This window comes from Lysobacter sp. CA196 (assembly GCF_052078695.1).
Taxonomy (GTDB): Bacteria; Pseudomonadota; Gammaproteobacteria; order Xanthomonadales; family Xanthomonadaceae; genus Lysobacter.
On record NZ_JBQJIN010000005.1, the window covers coordinates 19,561 to 34,712 of the forward strand.

Consider the following 15,152-nt stretch of genomic DNA (forward strand, 5'->3'; position numbering starts at 1 on the left):
CGGGGCCGTCCCAGCGCTCGCAGAACCGTCCGCCCGGACCGCCGGACGGACGGCGCCACGTTATCGGACGCGCTGCGATCAGAACCCGTTCTGCCAGCTCACGCTGAGGTTGCTGAGGTACAAGGTGTAGTCGCGCTTGGAGGTGGTCGACGGCGCGATGTAGTAACCGGTCTTGTTCGGGAAGCCGCTGATGCCGCCCGGATATTGGTTGACGGCGTTGAAGGTCTGGCCCTGGATCGAAGCCAGGGTGTAGCCGTCGAGCACCGAGTACTGGATCGAACCCGCGTCGGAGACTTTGATCACCACGCGATACGGATGATGGTTTTCCATCGGGATCGGCGCGAGGTATTTGCCGTTGGGGTCCGAGGTGCGGGCCGGGCAGGTCGACGCCAGAAAACCGCCGTAGCCGTAGGTCGTGCCCGGCGCGAGCCAGAAGCCTTCGACCTGGGACACACCGTCGCCGCACATCTGGGACTGGCCGAGGGTGATGCCGAGACCTTCGAGGGTGATCTGCTCGGTGCCGACGGTCAGCCCGCCGTGCACGCCGATCACGATGTGCTCGTCGGAGCCGATGAAGAAGTCCGGCGACCATACGTCGAACTGGATCTTCTGTACGTTGCTGCCGGCCGGCTTGACCGTGCTGGACACGCCGCGATAGCCGTAGAAATTGTTGCGATAGTGCGGCTCGCGGTTGGGATGTTGGGGGCTGTCGCAGAAGTTCGGCGTGCTGACCGGATCGCAGCGGCGCGCCACGACGGCACCGCCGGGCAGGGCGGGATAGCCGCTGAGCACGGTGCCGTTGGGTTGCAACAACGCGCTCTGGTACGGGACATAACCCTGCACGCGGTCGTAGCCCCAGCCCTGCTGCACCAACGCCTGGCGTTCGGCTTCGCTGGTCGCGTACTTATGCACCAGATCGCCGTTGCCGTAGTTGTAGTTGAGCCGATGCACCGGCAGCGAACCCGGCATCGGCTGGGTGTAGATATAACCTTCGATGCCTTCGTAGACGTAGCCGTTGCTGAGGACGTAACCGATCTCCTCCGGGAACTGATCGGTGAGATAGATGTGGTCGTTCTGCGGCGACCCCTTCCAATAACGCTTGAGCGCGACGGTCGACGGCTGCGGGGTCTTCTCGAGGTAAGTGAACACGCTCGGCCCCTGATAGCCGACGGCGCCGTAGGCCTCGTGGTAATTGAGCGTGTAGAAGTAATCGGTAATGGTCGGGTTGTAAGTCTGATACAGCGGGTAGTAGGCCGGGGGCGGCGCGTAGATCGCTGCGCTGGCCGGCGCGCAGGCCAGCAGGGACAGCAGCAATGCATTCCTGATACGCATGGTTCACTCCATTGAGACGCGTGGCATAACGATGAGTGCGAGCCAAGGCGCCGCACGCCGTCGGCAAGAAGACGGCGTTCGGTGTTCGGGCGGCTGGCGGAAGGGGCTGGCCGACGCGATGGCTGGGTCGATGTCTGGGTCGATGCGGGGCGCCCGGGCTCGCGGGCGCATCAGATCACGCCGGCGGCGGGGCGTGGGTGACAGGTGTCCGAATGCGGACAAGATCCAACAGGCGGCCGTTGAAGCGGCGGTGCGCCGATGCCGCGTTCTTTCCGAACTCGCGGGCGCGGTCCGGCAGCGCCGCTGCCGTCCGATCGTCGCCGACGGGCGACCGCTTACCGGGCGCTCACCCGATGCCGGGCCGGCGGGCGTAGCATGAGCCGATCCGCCGCGAAGGCCGTATGGGAGACCTCCGATGTCGCGCAGCCTGTTCATCGCTATGTTCGCGCTGGCCCTGTCGGCCTGCGCCAGTTCCCATGTGATCACCGGCCAGCCGCGGCCGCCGGTGCCGGTCTCGCAGGTGCGGGTGTATTTCGTGCCGCCGCCGAGCCGCTACGAGGAGATCGCCCTGCTCGAAAGCAACAGCGGCGCGTTCACCTACGGCGAGCAGAACAAGATGGATTCGGTGGTCGGCAAACTGCGCGCCGAAGCGGCCAAGCTCGGCGCCAACGGCGTGTTGTTCCAGGGCACCGAAGACGGCTACGGCGGCAGCGGCGTCAGCGTCGGTGCCGGCGGCGGCAGTTTCGGCGGGCGCCACTATAGCGGTGGCGGCGTCGGGGTCAGCATCAGCCCGCGGCAGAAGTTCGCGCGCGGCGTGGCGATCTACGTATTGAATCCGCCGCCGATGAACGACCCGGGCCCGCCGGCGCCGCCGGTCAACCCGCCGCGCAACTGAGGCGCGCGCAGCGTTACTGCGAATATCTCTTGCCGCATCAGCGCAACATCAACGCGTATGAGTCTGCGCCTTGTGCGCGGCCTCGCCGGAAAACTCGCCGCTCGGATCGTCGATCAAGGGCGGGTTGGCGCGGATGCTGCGATAGACCGCGGGGATGCCGCCGCGGCGCAGGCATTGGCCGACGATGTGGCTGGTGATGCGGCTGAAATCGCGCAAGGGCTTGAAATGGCTGGCGCGGAATTCTTCCTGCGAATCCTGGTTCTGGTAGCGCGATTCGATCGGCACCGAGACGCAGCGGGTGCCGAGCTGCTGCGCCGCCGACATCAGGATCTGCGCCTCGTACACGAAGTCTTCGCCGGGTACCTCGTCCAGGGCGATCACCGCGGCCGGGTACAGGCGCTGGCCGCTCTGGCTGTCGGCGATCTGGTAGCCGGTGCCCCAGGCCACGCCCCAGTCGCCGAAATTATTGGCCAGGCGGCGATAGGTCGGTTGCGAGGCGCGCTTGCGCAGGCGCGCACCGATCACGATGTGGTCGGGATAACGGTTGGCGCTGTCGATCAGGCGCGGGATGTCTTCGGCGGCGTGCTGGCCGTCGCCGTCCATGGTCAGCACGGCGAGGAAGCCGCGGCGCAGGGCCTCGGCGAAACCGTCGCGCAGGCTCGCGCCCTTGCCCTGGCGTTGCGCGTGGCGCAGCACGGTCACCGGCAAGTCGGCGATGCGTTCGGCGGTGCCGTCGTCGGAGCCGTCGTCGATCACGATCACGTGCGCGCATTGGGCCAGCGCGCCTTCGACCACGTCGCGGATGCGCAGCGCTTCGTTGAGCGCCGGAACGACCACCGCGACGTTATGGCGATCCAGGCGCACCGGACGGGTCCGGTGCGGTGTCGCCGTGCCTGGCGTCTGGCCGTCGCGTCCTGGCGATACGGGTCTTTCAGTCATGGGCGAGCTCCACTCGCAGGGTTCGGCCGACACCGGCCGGCAATGCGAGCCGATCATGGCCCGAGGCCAAGGCGTCGAACAAGGGCAGCATCGCGGCGCCGGCGTTGCCGGTTTCGCGGCGAGACAGCTTGCCCTCGAGCGGCGACGACGGTTCGTCGCTGAGCCAGGCGCGCAGCACCGGTCCGCGCACGGGGCCGTCGAACGGCGCGCGCGCGAGCACCAGCGCTGCGCCGAGCAGGCCGTCGCTGGGCCACATCGTCTGCAGCGGGCCGGTCGCGGCGCCGTCGTAGCCGACCAGCAGCACGGCCTCGTCGCCGGCGGCGATCTGGGCCAGGGCCTCGATCAAACCCTGGGCGAAGCTGGCATCGAGCGCGCTCAACGCGGTGGCCGGACGCATCGCGCCGGCGCCGATGGTCCAGTAGCCGGCGGCGGCGTTGTGCACCGAGTTGTGGAAGCGGGTCGGCGAGATCGTGCGCGGTGCGCTGGCCAAGGTCGCGCACATGTAGTCGGTGATCGCCATGTCGCCGTGGCAGGACACGAACACCGACGGCAGCTCGGCCGGGTCGCGGTTCGCGGCCTGGCAGGCGGCGAGCGCGACTTCCAGCGCCACTGCCACGGTTTCCGGCGCGCGCCGGCGCTCGTTCGGCGCCAGCAATTGCGGCGACGGCCGCGAGGGCGCGTCGGCCACCAGCTCGCCGTGCACGGCGAAGGCGCGCGCGGCCTCCCACGAGGGCAGGCCGCGGCTCCAGTAGCCGACGCTTTCGATGACGGCGCTGAGCATCGGCGAGCGCCTCGTCGACGAATCGAGATCGGCGGCGGTCATGGGCGCGCGAACACCAGCGAGCAATTGTTGCCGCCGAAGCCGAAGGAATTGTTCATGGCGTAACGGATCCGAGTGTCGGCCGCATCGAAACGGATCTGCGGACCGTTGGCCGGGTCGGGCACGATGCTGTTGAGCGTGCCCGGCAGATGCTCGCGTTCGAGTGCGAGCAGGGCGAAGGCCGACTCGACGATGCCGGCGGCGCCGAGCGTGTGCCCGGTCCAGCCCTTGGTCGAGGAGGCGTGCAAGGTGTCGGGGAACAGCGCGGCGATCGCCAGCGCTTCGATCTTGTCGTTGGCCGGAGTGGCGGTGCCGTGCAGGTTCAGATAGCCGACCTCGGCCGCGTCGATGCCGGCGCGGGCCATCGCGTCGGCCATTGCCAAACGCGCGCCCAGGCCCTCCGGATGCGGCGAGGACATGTGGTGGGCGTCGCTGGATTCGCCGTAGCCGCGCAGCTCCAACGCGGCGCGTTCGCCGTCGTCGAGGCGTTCGAGCACCGCATAACCGCCGGCCTCGCCGAGCGAGAGCCCGATGCGTTCGGCATCGAAGGGGCGGCAGGGTTGGTCGGACACCAACTGCAGCGAGTTGAAGCCGAACAGCACGCTGCCGCACAGGGTATCGACGCCGCCGACCAGGGCCGCATCGGCGAGCCCCGCGGCGATCAGGCGCGCGGCCTGGGCGAACACCTTGGCGCTCGACGAGCAGGCGGTGGCGACGGTCACGCAGGGGCCGCGCAAGCCGGTCGCGGCGGCGACGAAGGCGCCGATCGAGTGCGGCGTATGCAAATGCGGCCGGGCCAGATCGGCGGGGAAATCCCGGCCGTCGTTGTCCAGGCGGCTATACGCCTCTTCGGTCGCGCCGATGCTCGAGGTCGAGGTGCCGATGATCACCGCGACCCGTTCGGCGCCGTGGCGGGCGACCGCCGCGGCCAACGCTTCGCGCACGCCGTCGTGCTGCAGGCTCAGCCAGGCCAGGCGGTTGTTGCGGCATTCCCAGCGGCTCAGCTCGGCCGGCAGGGCGGCCTCTTCGAGACCCTCGACGCGGCCGATCCAGCAGTCCAGCGGCGCCTCGCCGGCGGCGAGCGGGGCGAGATCGTTGCGCCGCAGGCCGCTGCGCCGTTCGCGCAGGGCGCTCGCCTGGGCGTCCAGGCCGCGGCCGAGCGCGGTGGTCGCGGTGTAGGCGCGGATCGCCAGCGGCGGCATCGGTAAAGGTGGGGACGTCACGTAGTGGGTAGAATCGCGCGGTGGGGAACGCCCGCAGTATAGCGAGGGGCGCTCGGGCACCGCCGCGGCCATGGCCGCATGGTCCTGAGGTGCCGCCGCTGACGCTGCGAGGCTGAATGCTTCATGCGCAGGCGATCGAATAGGCCTGCGTCGGGGCCTGCGCCGCGGCGTTGCGCTTGCGCCTGCGGCGCGCCGCCCTCATACCGCAGTCGTCGTACCGTCGTTCTCGTTTTCCTTCCTATGCAGGTCGCGCCCGCTGCCATGTCCAACCGTCTCGGCCACCGCCTGTCCCTGTTGGGCGATCGCGACGTGCTGCACGTCGCCGCGGTGGCCTCGGCCGCGTGCGTGCTCAGCGCCGGCCTGGTCTACGTCGGTTACTTCGTGCACGTGCTGCGGGTCGCGCGCAATGCGCCCTGTCGGCCCGAGCGCGGCGAATGCGTGCTGCTGTTCGGCAAGCATGCGCCGGGCGGGCGCCTGGACCGGGACTTCGAGGCGCGCCTGGATCGCGCGGTGTCGTTGTGGCGGGCGCGTCCGCCACGCAACGTCGTGCTGCTCGGCGGCGGCGCCGCCGACGAGCCCAGCGAAGCCGAGCTCGCGCGTCACGGTCTGCTCGCGCGCGGCTTCGCCTCGGATGCGCCGATGCAACTGGAATCGGAATCGCGCGACACCTTGCAGAATCTGCGCAACGCCCGGGTCATGCTCGGCGACGGCATGCGCTCGCGCGTGACCCTGCTGAGCAGCCGCTACCACCTCGCGCGCTGCGCCTTGTTCGCGCGCCAGCTCGGTTACGACTGGGAGCTGTGCGCGGCCGAGCCGCGCCTGAGCCTGAGTCCGCGCATGATGTGGCGCCTGGCCGGCGAAGCGGCCTACGTGTGCATGAGCGACATCGGTGCGCGCTGGGCGCGGCTGACGCGCAACCAGCGCATGCTCGCGCGAGTCAGTTGAGCGAGTCCGGCAGGGCGGGCCGGGCGACGACGAGGTTCTCGAACGCCACGCGATAATCCAATGCCCGATCCGCGCGGACCGCGACCTGCTTCATCGCATGAACGCCGACGCGCGACGCCGATGCGGCCTTTGCCGCCGAACGACCCGGCGCCCGGCAGTTTCGCGATAGGAAAATCCGGCGTCGTGACCGGCGTTTGCGGCCTGTGTGACGGTTATCCGCAGTTGCCTGGACGAAAGGCCGTTGCGCGCGAGCGTTCGCCGCCCGGGTCGGATCGCTCACAGGTTGGCGCTGCGGCGGGCCTTCGCCGGCCGCACGGCGGACATGCGGATCGGTTCGGAGGCGATCTTGCGCGACAGCGCTTCGCGCAGATGCGCTTCGTTGCCCGAGCACACCGCGAGCAGGCGGCACGGGCTCGCCGACGCGGCGATGTAGGCATGGCCCATCGCGCTGTCGAAATAAATCGAATCGCCCACCTCCAGCCGCGCCGGCGCATACAACTCGCTATGCAGTTCGATCGTGCCTTCCAACACCAGGGCGAACTCCTCGCCGGTGTGGCGGATCAGGTCGCCGAACTCGTCCAGCGAGCGCGCATGGACCTCGGCGATGATCGGCACCAGGCGCTTGTTGAGCAGCTCCGAGGCCGGATAGAAGTGGTGGTAGTGCTCGGTGCGGATCGCATAGCCCTCGCCGGCGCGGGTGATGCTGCGGCGTCCGCTGAAGTTTTCGTTGACGCCCGGCGGTTGCGACGAGAACAGCTCGCCGATGTCGACTTCCAGGCCCTGGGCGATGCGGGTGAGCTTGTCGAAACTCAGCGACATCTTGCCGTTCTCGATCTTCGACAAGGTCGAGATCGGCAGCCCGGTGCGCGCGCCGATTTCGGCCAGGGTCCAGCCCCGCTGACGGCGCAGCATCCGCAACGCGATCCCGGGATTCGGGACCGCGGGTGCGGCCGTGGTTACGTTCTGGCTGCGCTTGGCGGGCATGAAGGCGGCCGAGAGGGGTCATGGACGACTCTAGGCGGCCCCCCGGGCCTTGCCAAGCCGCGAAAGCCAACCGTTGTTTACTTATCGAAAATAATTTTCCGATCCGGAAATCGGGGTAACGCAGCCGGAGACCGCTCGAAGCAGGTCCGATCGAGACCCTCCTTGGCGCCGGGCGGGGCCGAATCGGCGTTACCGGGCGAGGCTCGAAGCCGGACCGACTGCGACCACCATCGCGATTTCGCTCGGCTACGGGTAGTTGCAGCATCTGCACCGGCGCAGGGCACTCCCGCAAAGCCGACCGACCATTGCATGACCACCCGACTGATTCACCCTTAAAAAAGGGGGCAGGGGGGATTTGCTCTAGCTCCAGCGCGAATGAACCCCAGGCCCGACCGCGTACACTCGCCGCCAACGTCCGCGCCTGGAGCGACCGGCAGCGCATGCCGGCGGAATACCCGGCGACGGTGCAGCTGCTTTCGGGGGTCAGATGAAGTCCAAGCGTTCGATGCGCGGCATCGCGGTGTCCGGCGTCGCGGTGATGATGTTGGCCGGTTCCCTGTGGGCGCAGTCGCCACCGCCGGCCGAGGCCGCAACCGGCGCTTCGGCCCAGTCGGACCCGCCGCAAACGGTCCAGCCGGCGCCAGCCAGGGTCGAGCCCAAGCCCGAGCCCAAGCCCGAGCCCAAACCCGAGCCCAAACCCGAGCCGGTCAAGGCCGCGCCGACTTCGGCGCCCGTTCCCCCGCCCGTGTCGGGCCAGGCCAAGCCAGCCGCGTCGTCGGCGTTTCCGGCCACCACCCGCGCCCTGCCGCTGTCGGGTGCCGCGGCCGCGCGCGACGCCGCTCCTGCGCCCTTGCCCGCGAGCGCCAGCACGAACTCGGCCCTGCCCACGCGTGCTTCACCGGTGCCTTCGAAGGTGCCGGCGAAGACCCCGGCCGCCGCCGATGCCGAGGTCGCGGCCATCGCAGTGAAGGCGGCGCCGGCCAAGCCGGCCAGCGCAAGCAAAACCTCGCAGCCGGGGGCCGCCGCCGCCGCGAATGCGAACGCACCGGCCAGCTTCGCGCCGTTGCCGGAACCCCTGCCTGACGCGATCGCCGATGCGGTCGACCCGGCGCCGGTGGCGCAAGCGAGCGCCCTGGCCGACGGCGGCACTGTGCTCGAAGCCTCGCTCGCCCGCGGCAATGAAGCCGCCAGCGAAATCCTGGTCGAGCCCGGTGCGGTCGCGCCGATCCCGATGCTGAGCGCGCCGGACCTGGAAGCCTATGTCGACGGCCTGGTGCCGTTGGCGATCGCGCGCGGCGGACTCGCCGGCGCGGTCGTGGTGGTGGTCCGCGACGGCCAGGTGCTGTTGGCGAAAGGCTACGGCTACGCCGACGTAGGCCAGCGCAAGCCGATGGACGCCGCGCGCACCCTGGTGCGTCCGGGTTCGATCTCGAAGCTGTTCGTCTGGACTGCGGCGATGCAGTTGGTCGAGCAGGGCAAGCTCGACCTCGACGCCGACGTCAACCGCTACCTCGACTTCAAGATCCGCGACTACGCCGGCCAGCCGGCGACGATGCGCCAGCTGATGACCCACACCGCGGGTTTCGAGGAATCGGCCAAGCATCTGTTCGCCGCCGACGAATCGCGCCTGCTGCCGCTCGAGCGTTATCTGAAACAGGTGCAGCCCGAGCGCGTCTATGCGCCCGGCAAGGTGCCGGCGTATTCGAACTACGGCGCCGCGCTCGCCGCCTACATCGTTCAGCGCATCAGCAAGCAGCCGTTCGACGACTACATCGAAGCCAACGTGCTCGTGCCGCTGCGCATGCGCCAGTCGAGCTTCCGCCAACCGCTGCCGAAGGGCCTGGCCGGCGACATGGCCAAGAGCTATAGCAACGCCGGCGGCGCGCCGATTCCGTTCGAGCTGGTCAACCCGGCGCCGGCCGGCAGTCTGTCGGCGACCGGCCTGGACATGGCGCGTTTCATGATCGCGCAGCTCGACGAGCACGGTACCGGCGCGGCGACGATCCTGCAGCCGCACAGCCTGCAGACTTTGCATGCGACCGCGTTGCGGCCGATCCCGGGCCTGGATGCGATGGCGCTGGGGTTCTTCCGTCGCGACACCCGTGGGCCGGTGGCGATCGGCCACGGCGGTGCGACCGAAGCCTTCCAGAGCAATCTGGTGCTGCTGCCGGCGCACGGGCTCGGCCTGTTCGTGTCCGCCGACGGCCCCGGCAGCGCCGGGCGCGCGCTGCATCGCGACCTGATCAAGGGCGTGATCCAGCGTTATTTCCCGGTGCGCGCGGCGCAGCAGCCGACCCTGCCGACGGCGCGTCTGCATGCCGAGCAACTCGCCGGCCGCTACGAGAACAGCCGCGCGTCGAGCAGCAACTTCCTCGCCATCGCGCGCCTGCTCGGCAGCGCCAAGATCGGCGTCAACGACGACGACACCCTGAGCGTGTCGGCGTTCCGCACGCCCGACGGCCGGTCCAAGCGTTGGCGCGAAGTCGAGCCCTATGTCTGGCGCGAGGTCGGCGGCGACAGCCTGCTCGCGGCCAAGCTCGACGGTAACCAGGTGATCGCGGTCAGCAGCGACGACGTGCCGGCGGCGATGTGGCTGCAGCCGGTGCCCGGCTGGCGTTCGCCGGGCTGGATGCTGCCGCTGTTGTGCCTCGCCCTCGCGGTGCAGGCGCTGGCCGTGCTGCTGTGGCCGGTCGCGGCCCTGGTGCGCCGCCACTTCCGGCGGCCACTGGTACTGGCCGGGCGCGATCGCCGCCTGCGCCTGCTGAGTTTCCTCGGCCTGATCGGCAACATCGTATTGGCCTTGCTGTGGCTGTGGATCATCACCCGCATCGACGCTTCAGTGCGCATGCTCGACGGCGCGCTCGATCCCTGGATCCGCGTCGCCCAGTTGCTGGGGCTGGCGAGTGTGGCGACTGCGGTGGTCGCCGTGCTCAACGCCCGCGCGGTGTGGCGCGCGTCGCCGCAGCGTTTGCGCCGTGTCTGCACGATCGCGGTCGCCGCAGCCTGCGTGGCGATGGTCTGGTACGTCGTGGTGTTGCGAACCCTGAGCCTGTCGCTGGTGTATTGAAGCATCGCGACACGGGTGTCGTAGCACTACCTCTCAAAGCAACGAGGCCGCGGAGCGATCCGCGGCCTCGTTGCTTGATGCCCCCGTCAGCGGCGAGCGCCGCTTGATGCCTCGCCGGCGAGCGCCGCTTCCCCGCTTCAGCGCTGCTTCTGCGCCGGCACGAAGTCCTCGCGCACCGCCTTGCCGAGCAGGTCCGGCGGCAGCAGGCCCTGGTCGAGCAGGTAGTTGTTGAACTTGAGCCGGTCGAAGCGATCGCCGAGCGCCAGTTCGGTTTCCATGCGCAGTTCCAGGATGCGGCTGTAGCCGTAGAAATAGCTGCCGGCCTGGCCCGGTGCGCGGAACATGTAGCGGTCGAGTTCCTGCTTGGTCATCGCCTCGGACAGGCCGACCTGTTCGGACAGCACCCGGCCGGCGCTGGCGCGGTCGGTGAGGCCGAGGTTGAGCATCGGGTCGAGGATCGCGCGCGCCGCGCGCAGCAGGCGGAACTGCAGTGCGATCAGCTGCCCGTCGAGCGGCTCGTAGGGCACCATCTCGGCTTCGGCGTACAGCGCCCAGCCCTCGACGTTGACCGAGTTGAAGGCGAACATCGAACGCACCAGCGAGATCCCGCGTTCGACCATCGCGGTGAACTGCAGCTCGTGGCCTGGGCGGCCTTCGTGCGCGGACAGGGTCCAGGCCACCGACTCGTAGTTGAAGTCGTCGTACTGCAGGGCCTTGCCATCCGGGCTCGGCACCGACAGCGGCAGCACGAACTGGCCCTTCTGGCCGGTGTTGCCGACCAGCTGCGCCGGCAGGAAGTGCGGCGCCGGCTGCGCCGCCGATTCGGCTTCGCTGCCCAGGCGCATCACCATCGGCCGCTGCGGCACGTCGACGATCCGCTGCTTGCGGATGATCGGGTCGATCGCGTCGATGACCTTGCGGTAGCGCGGTTCGAGTTGGTCGTTGGGGATGGTGTCGCGCTTGAGCGCGCGCATCACCTGCACATAGTCCTGCGGGTCGGCGACTTTCAGACCCTTGGCTTGCGCGACCAAGGGCGCGAGTTGCGCCATCGCCGCGCGCGTTTCCATGAACTCGACCTGGGCGCGGCGGATCAGCAACTGCGGGTCGACGTCGATGCCGAACTGCTTGAGCGAGTAAGCGTACAGCTCGGGCGGCAGACGCGCATCGCTGCGCGCCTTCGGCAACACCGTGCTGCGGGTCCACTGGCCGTACGCGCGCAGTTGGGTCTCCATTGCCTTCAGCGCCGGCTCGGCGCCCTGGATCTTGTACTTCTCGAACAGCTTGCGGATGCCGGCGGCGTAGGTGTCGACGTTACCGAGCGCCTGTTCGACTTCGAGCTTGGTCGGCTGCAGCAGGTTGGTATCGCTGAGGCGTTCTTCGTAGCGTTGGCGCGCGAGCACGGTCAGCGGTTCGCTGCCCGGTGCCAGGCCGACATAGGCGTTGAGGCGCGCGAGCGCGGCGGCGTGGCGTTCGGGCGTTTGCTCCGACAGCAGCGCCTGCATGCCCGAGAACACGGTCTGCGGCGCATCGAACCACGGCAGCACCAGGCGCTCGTTGAGCGCGCTGCCCTCGATGTTGTCCTCGGCGGCATGGATCATGATCTGCAGGTCCTGGCGCACGTCGGCGTTGCGCTCGACTTCGAGCTTGGCCTGCAAGCCGCGCTTGGCTTCGGCCATCGCCGCGCGGAAACGCTTGCCGACCTCGGGCTTGAGGTCGCTGACCTTGTCGTCGTAGCCGGGCACGCCGAAGAACGACATCTGCTCGGGCGCGAATTGCCCCTGCGCCTGGATCAGGATCTTGGCGTATTCGTTGCTCTGCGCGATCCAGGCCGGAACCGGCTTGGCCGCGGTTTGGGGCGCCGGGGCGGCGCCGGCGGGCGCGATGGCGAGCGTGGGCGCGGACAGCGCCAGGGCGACGGCGAGAACGAGCGGCTTCATGAGGTGGCTCACTGGGTTGAAGCGGCCAGCATCGGCGCGGCGGCGGCCCAGGCCAAGCGCCGAAGGTCATGCGGTGCGGCGAGATCGATCGGAGAAGGACGAGTTCGAGCCAGGCCGCGCCGTTTCCGTGGGCGCCCAATTGCGTCCCCAGGACGATGCAGCGGCCCTCACCCCAGCCCTCTCCCGCACGCGGGAGAGGGCGGCGTTGTGCGTTGCCGCGATGGACGGCCACCGTGATGCGTCGCGAGCGGTCCCGGTCGAAGCGGCCCCGGTCGCAGCGATCACAGCAGATCGATCGAGGTCTTGGTCGCGTCGATGTTCACGCGCATCAGGCTGTAACGCCAGGTGCCCTGCTCGTTGACGCCCTCGACCTGGACCTCGCCCTTGCCTTTCGGGCCGTGCACGAAAACGAACAACTTGGCCACGCCCTGGTCCTTCGGCTCGACCGCGCCGAGCACGAAGCGGCCCTCGAGCGGTTCGCCGAGCGCGGCTTTCACCTCCGGGTTCGCGCGTGCGCGCTCCATCGCCTCGATGAAGGGCGGGGTGTAGCGCATCGAGTCCATGACCGAATACATCATCCATGCGCCGATCGCGATGCTCAGGCTGAACAACACGCCCAAGGCCAGCAGCAGGGTCAGGATCCAGTGACGCTGTACCCAGGGCTTGCGATAGGGCGCGGCGGGGCGGGAGGTGTTCATGGCAGGGCATCCATTCGGTGGGCGTCAGTGCGCTCAGGGCTTGAGGCAACGGTCGAAGAAGTCTTCGGTCAGGCGCAGGCGATGCAGGTTGTCGCGGCCGCGCAGGCCGTGCTTGGCGCCTGGGTAGGTCATCAGCTCGAATGGCTGGCCGCGTTGTTGCAGGGCGCTCATCAGCACGGTCGAGTTGGTGAACAGGACGTTGTCGTCGGCCATGCCGTGGATCAGCAGCAGCTTCGAGGTCAGGCCGTCGATGTGCTCGAGCACGCGGCCCTCGCGATAGCCTTCGACGTTGCCCTTCGGCAAGCCCATGTAACGCTCGGTGTAGTGAGTGTCGTACAGGCCCCAGTCGGTGACCGGCGCGCCGGCGACGCCGCAGGCGTAGCGGTCGCTGGCCTTGGCCAACAGCATCAAGGTCATGTAGCCGCCGTTGGACCACCCGTAGACGCCGATCTTGTTGCCGTCTACCCAGGGCTGCGACGTCAACCAATCGACGCCCTTGAGCTGGTCGGCCACCTCCACCGTCCCCTGCTTGCCGTACAACGCGCCGCCGAAGGCCGCGCCGCGGCGCGGCGTGCCGCGGTTGTCGATCGAGAACACCACGTAGCCGCGCTGGGCCAGGTACTGGTTGAAGTCCGGCGACCAGGCGCGCTTGACCGTCTGCGTGGCCGGGCCGCCGTAGACGTAGACCACGACCGGATAACGCTGGCCCGGGTCGAAGCCGGTCGGCTTGATCAGGCTGTAGTGCAGCGGCGTCTTGCCGTCGGCGGCGGGAATCGTGCCGTACTCGATCGGGCGCTGCGCGCCGCGGTAAGACGCGAACGGATGCGCGGCGTCGTCGAGGTTATTGTCGATCAGCGCGGCGATGCGGGTGCCGTCGTTGCGGTACAGCTCCAACTGCGGAGGCGTCTGCGGGTTCGACCAGGCGTCGACGTAGACATTGGCGTTGTGGGCGAAGCTGGCCGAGTGATAGCCATCGCTCTTGGACAGGCGCTCGATCGGGCCGCCGGCGAGGGCGACGCGATAGACCTGGCTGTCGAGCGGCGAGTCCTTGCCGGCGGCGAAATAGACCTGGCCGGCGGTTTCGTCGACCGCGAGCACGCTGTCGACCGGCCAGTCGCCGGAGGTCAACGCGGTCGCCTGGCCGTCGTCGCTGAGCAGGTACAGATGCTCGTAGCCGCTGCGCTCGCTGTTCCACAGCAGGCGGCCGTCCTTGAGGAAGCGCAGGTCGTTGTGCAGCGGCACCCAGGTCTTGGAGCGCTCGCTGACCAGGGTGCGCTGCTTGCCGTTGCCGAGGTCGGTTTCGATCAGCTCCAGCAGGTGCTGGTCGCGCGACTGGCGCTGGAAAGTCAGGCGCTGGCCGTCGCGCCAATCGACGCGGGCCAGGTAGATGTCCGGGTTCTTGCCGAGGTCGATCTCGCGCGGCGCGGCCTGGCTGCCGATCGCCGCGACCAGCAGGCGCACGCGCACGTTGGCGTCGCCGGCGGCCGGATAACGTTGCTCGACCACGTCGGTGCGGTCGGGATAGACCTCGTAACGCTTCTGCACCGGAACCGGCGATTCGTCGATGCGCGCATAGGCGATGGCGCTGTCGTCGGGCGCCCACCAGTAACCGGTGTGGCGGTCCATTTCCTCGTCGGCGACGAATTCGGCGACGCCGTTGCCGATGGTGTCGCTGCCATCGCGGGTGAGCTGGGTCGCCTTGCCGTCGGCCAGGTCGATCACCCACAGATTGCGCTCGCGCACGAAGCTGACGTGGCCGCCTTTCGGCGACAGCTTGGGGTCGGTGGCGAAGCCTTCGCCGTGGGTGAGCTTGCGCACCGCGGCCTTGCCCGACTTATCCAGGTCGTACAAGTACAAGTCGCCGCCGAGCGGGAACAGCAGGCGCTTGCCGTCCGGCGACCACTGATAGTCGACGATGCCCGACAGCGCGGCGATGCGCTGACGTTCGCGGCGCGCCTTCTCGGCGTCGCTGAGCACTTCCGCGCCGGGCAGCACGTCGTCGGAATCGACCAGCAATTCGGTCTTGCCGCTGGCGATGTCGTAGGCCCACAGGTCGAGGCGGTTCTTGTCGCGCTGCTTGCCGCGCAGGAAGCCGACCTTGCTGCCGTCGGGCGCGATCTTCGGCTTGACCAGGCTCGGCCCCGACAAGGGCGCATCGCCGGTCAGCGCTTCCAGGGTCAGGCGGCCCGGCGCCGGTGCGCTGTGCGCGGCGTCGGGCGTGGCAGCGAGGGCGAAGCTGGGCGTGGCGATGATCGACATGGCGAGCAGACATAGAGCGAGGCGGCGGGGCAGGCGGTTGTTCATGCGGGCGA

General features: G+C 69.0%; 10 protein-coding genes and 1 pseudogene. 3 read left to right on the plus strand and 8 right to left on the minus strand.

The genetic code is table 11. The features are described from left to right. Positions 1–78: 78 nt before the first annotated feature. Positions 79–1,332, minus strand: a complete 1,254-nt coding sequence (locus ACTOWK_RS06540) for a hypothetical protein (RefSeq protein ID WP_441329377.1) — start codon at positions 1,330–1,332, stop codon at positions 79–81. Positions 1,333–1,747: 415 nt separating this feature from the next. On the opposite strand from ACTOWK_RS06540, the gene ACTOWK_RS06545 reads away from it, so the two are divergent. Next, positions 1,748–2,227, plus strand: coding sequence for a hypothetical protein (locus tag ACTOWK_RS06545; protein WP_441329378.1), 480 nt, complete (start codon positions 1,748–1,750; stop codon positions 2,225–2,227). Positions 2,228–2,275: 48 nt separating this feature from the next. On the opposite strand, the gene ACTOWK_RS06550 is transcribed toward ACTOWK_RS06545, so the two are convergent. Genes ACTOWK_RS06550 through ACTOWK_RS06560 form a run of 3 tightly spaced genes read right to left on the minus strand, consistent with a single transcriptional unit; the run spans position 2,276 to position 5,188 of the window. Further along, entirely contained in the window at positions 2,276–3,166 is an 891-nt protein-coding gene (locus ACTOWK_RS06550; RefSeq protein ID WP_441329379.1) for a glycosyltransferase family 2 protein, read from the minus strand. Continuing rightward, positions 3,159–3,947 (minus strand): beta-ketoacyl synthase chain length factor, encoded by a 789-nt coding sequence (locus ACTOWK_RS06555; protein WP_441329380.1) that lies wholly within the window; start codon positions 3,945–3,947, stop codon positions 3,159–3,161. The genes ACTOWK_RS06550 and ACTOWK_RS06555 overlap by 8 nt, the downstream gene beginning before the upstream one ends. Before the next feature lie 38 nt (positions 3,948–3,985). Then, positions 3,986–5,188 carry a beta-ketoacyl-[acyl-carrier-protein] synthase family protein gene (locus tag ACTOWK_RS06560; RefSeq protein ID WP_441329547.1) on the minus strand — a complete coding sequence of 401 codons (1,203 nt, stop codon included), beginning with the start codon at positions 5,186–5,188 and terminating at the stop codon, positions 3,986–3,988. Positions 5,189–5,470: 282 nt separating this feature from the next. Between ACTOWK_RS06560 and ACTOWK_RS06565 the strand changes: the two genes are divergently transcribed. Further along, on the plus strand, positions 5,471–6,154 hold the full coding sequence (locus tag ACTOWK_RS06565) for a YdcF family protein (protein ID WP_441329381.1): 684 nt from the start codon (positions 5,471–5,473) through the stop codon (positions 6,152–6,154). A 276-nt stretch (positions 6,155–6,430) separates the two neighbouring features. On the opposite strand, the gene ACTOWK_RS06570 is transcribed toward ACTOWK_RS06565, so the two are convergent. Continuing rightward, complete coding sequence (locus ACTOWK_RS06570) at positions 6,431–7,138, minus strand: helix-turn-helix domain-containing protein (RefSeq protein WP_441329382.1); 708 nt, start codon at positions 7,136–7,138, stop codon at positions 6,431–6,433. A gap of 487 nt (positions 7,139–7,625) precedes the next feature. Between ACTOWK_RS06570 and ACTOWK_RS06575 the strand changes: the two genes are divergently transcribed. Continuing rightward, complete coding sequence (locus tag ACTOWK_RS06575) at positions 7,626–10,205, plus strand: serine hydrolase (protein ID WP_441329383.1); 2,580 nt, start codon at positions 7,626–7,628, stop codon at positions 10,203–10,205. 137 nt (positions 10,206–10,342) lie between these two features. Here the strand turns inward: ACTOWK_RS06575 and ACTOWK_RS06580 are convergent, their stop codons facing one another. From ACTOWK_RS06580 to ACTOWK_RS06590, 3 genes and pseudogenes are all read right to left on the minus strand, one after another. Continuing rightward, a complete protein-coding gene (locus tag ACTOWK_RS06580; RefSeq protein WP_441329384.1) occupies positions 10,343–12,142 on the minus strand; it encodes a DUF885 domain-containing protein in 1,800 nt (599 codons plus the stop codon). 281 nt (positions 12,143–12,423) lie between these two features. After that, complete coding sequence (locus tag ACTOWK_RS06585; RefSeq protein ID WP_441329385.1) at positions 12,424–12,840, minus strand: cytochrome c oxidase assembly factor Coa1 family protein; 417 nt, start codon at positions 12,838–12,840, stop codon at positions 12,424–12,426. 33 nt (positions 12,841–12,873) lie between these two features. Next, a pseudogene (locus ACTOWK_RS06590) lies at positions 12,874–15,024 on the minus strand (S9 family peptidase); the annotation flags it as partial. Between the last annotated feature and the right edge of the window lie 128 nt (positions 15,025–15,152).

Bases quoted from the DNA above. Each gene is read 5' to 3' on its own strand.
- ACTOWK_RS06540 (WP_441329377.1), bottom strand. From the start codon at position 1,332: ATGCGTATCAGGAATGCATTGCTGCTGTCCCTGCTGGCCTGCGCGCCG.
- ACTOWK_RS06545 (WP_441329378.1), top strand. From the start codon at position 1,748: ATGTCGCGCAGCCTGTTCATCGCTATGTTCGCGCTGGCCCTGTCGGCC.
- ACTOWK_RS06550 (WP_441329379.1), bottom strand. From the start codon at position 3,166: ATGACTGAAAGACCCGTATCGCCAGGACGCGACGGCCAGACGCCAGGC.
- ACTOWK_RS06555 (WP_441329380.1), bottom strand. From the start codon at position 3,947: ATGCTCAGCGCCGTCATCGAAAGCGTCGGCTACTGGAGCCGCGGCCTG.
- ACTOWK_RS06560 (WP_441329547.1), bottom strand. From the start codon at position 5,188: ATGCCGCCGCTGGCGATCCGCGCCTACACCGCGACCACCGCGCTCGGC.
- ACTOWK_RS06565 (WP_441329381.1), top strand. From the start codon at position 5,471: ATGTCCAACCGTCTCGGCCACCGCCTGTCCCTGTTGGGCGATCGCGAC.
- ACTOWK_RS06570 (WP_441329382.1), bottom strand. From the start codon at position 7,138: ATGCCCGCCAAGCGCAGCCAGAACGTAACCACGGCCGCACCCGCGGTC.
- ACTOWK_RS06575 (WP_441329383.1), top strand. From the start codon at position 7,626: ATGAAGTCCAAGCGTTCGATGCGCGGCATCGCGGTGTCCGGCGTCGCG.
- ACTOWK_RS06580 (WP_441329384.1), bottom strand. From the start codon at position 12,142: ATGAAGCCGCTCGTTCTCGCCGTCGCCCTGGCGCTGTCCGCGCCCACG.
- ACTOWK_RS06585 (WP_441329385.1), bottom strand. From the start codon at position 12,840: ATGAACACCTCCCGCCCCGCCGCGCCCTATCGCAAGCCCTGGGTACAG.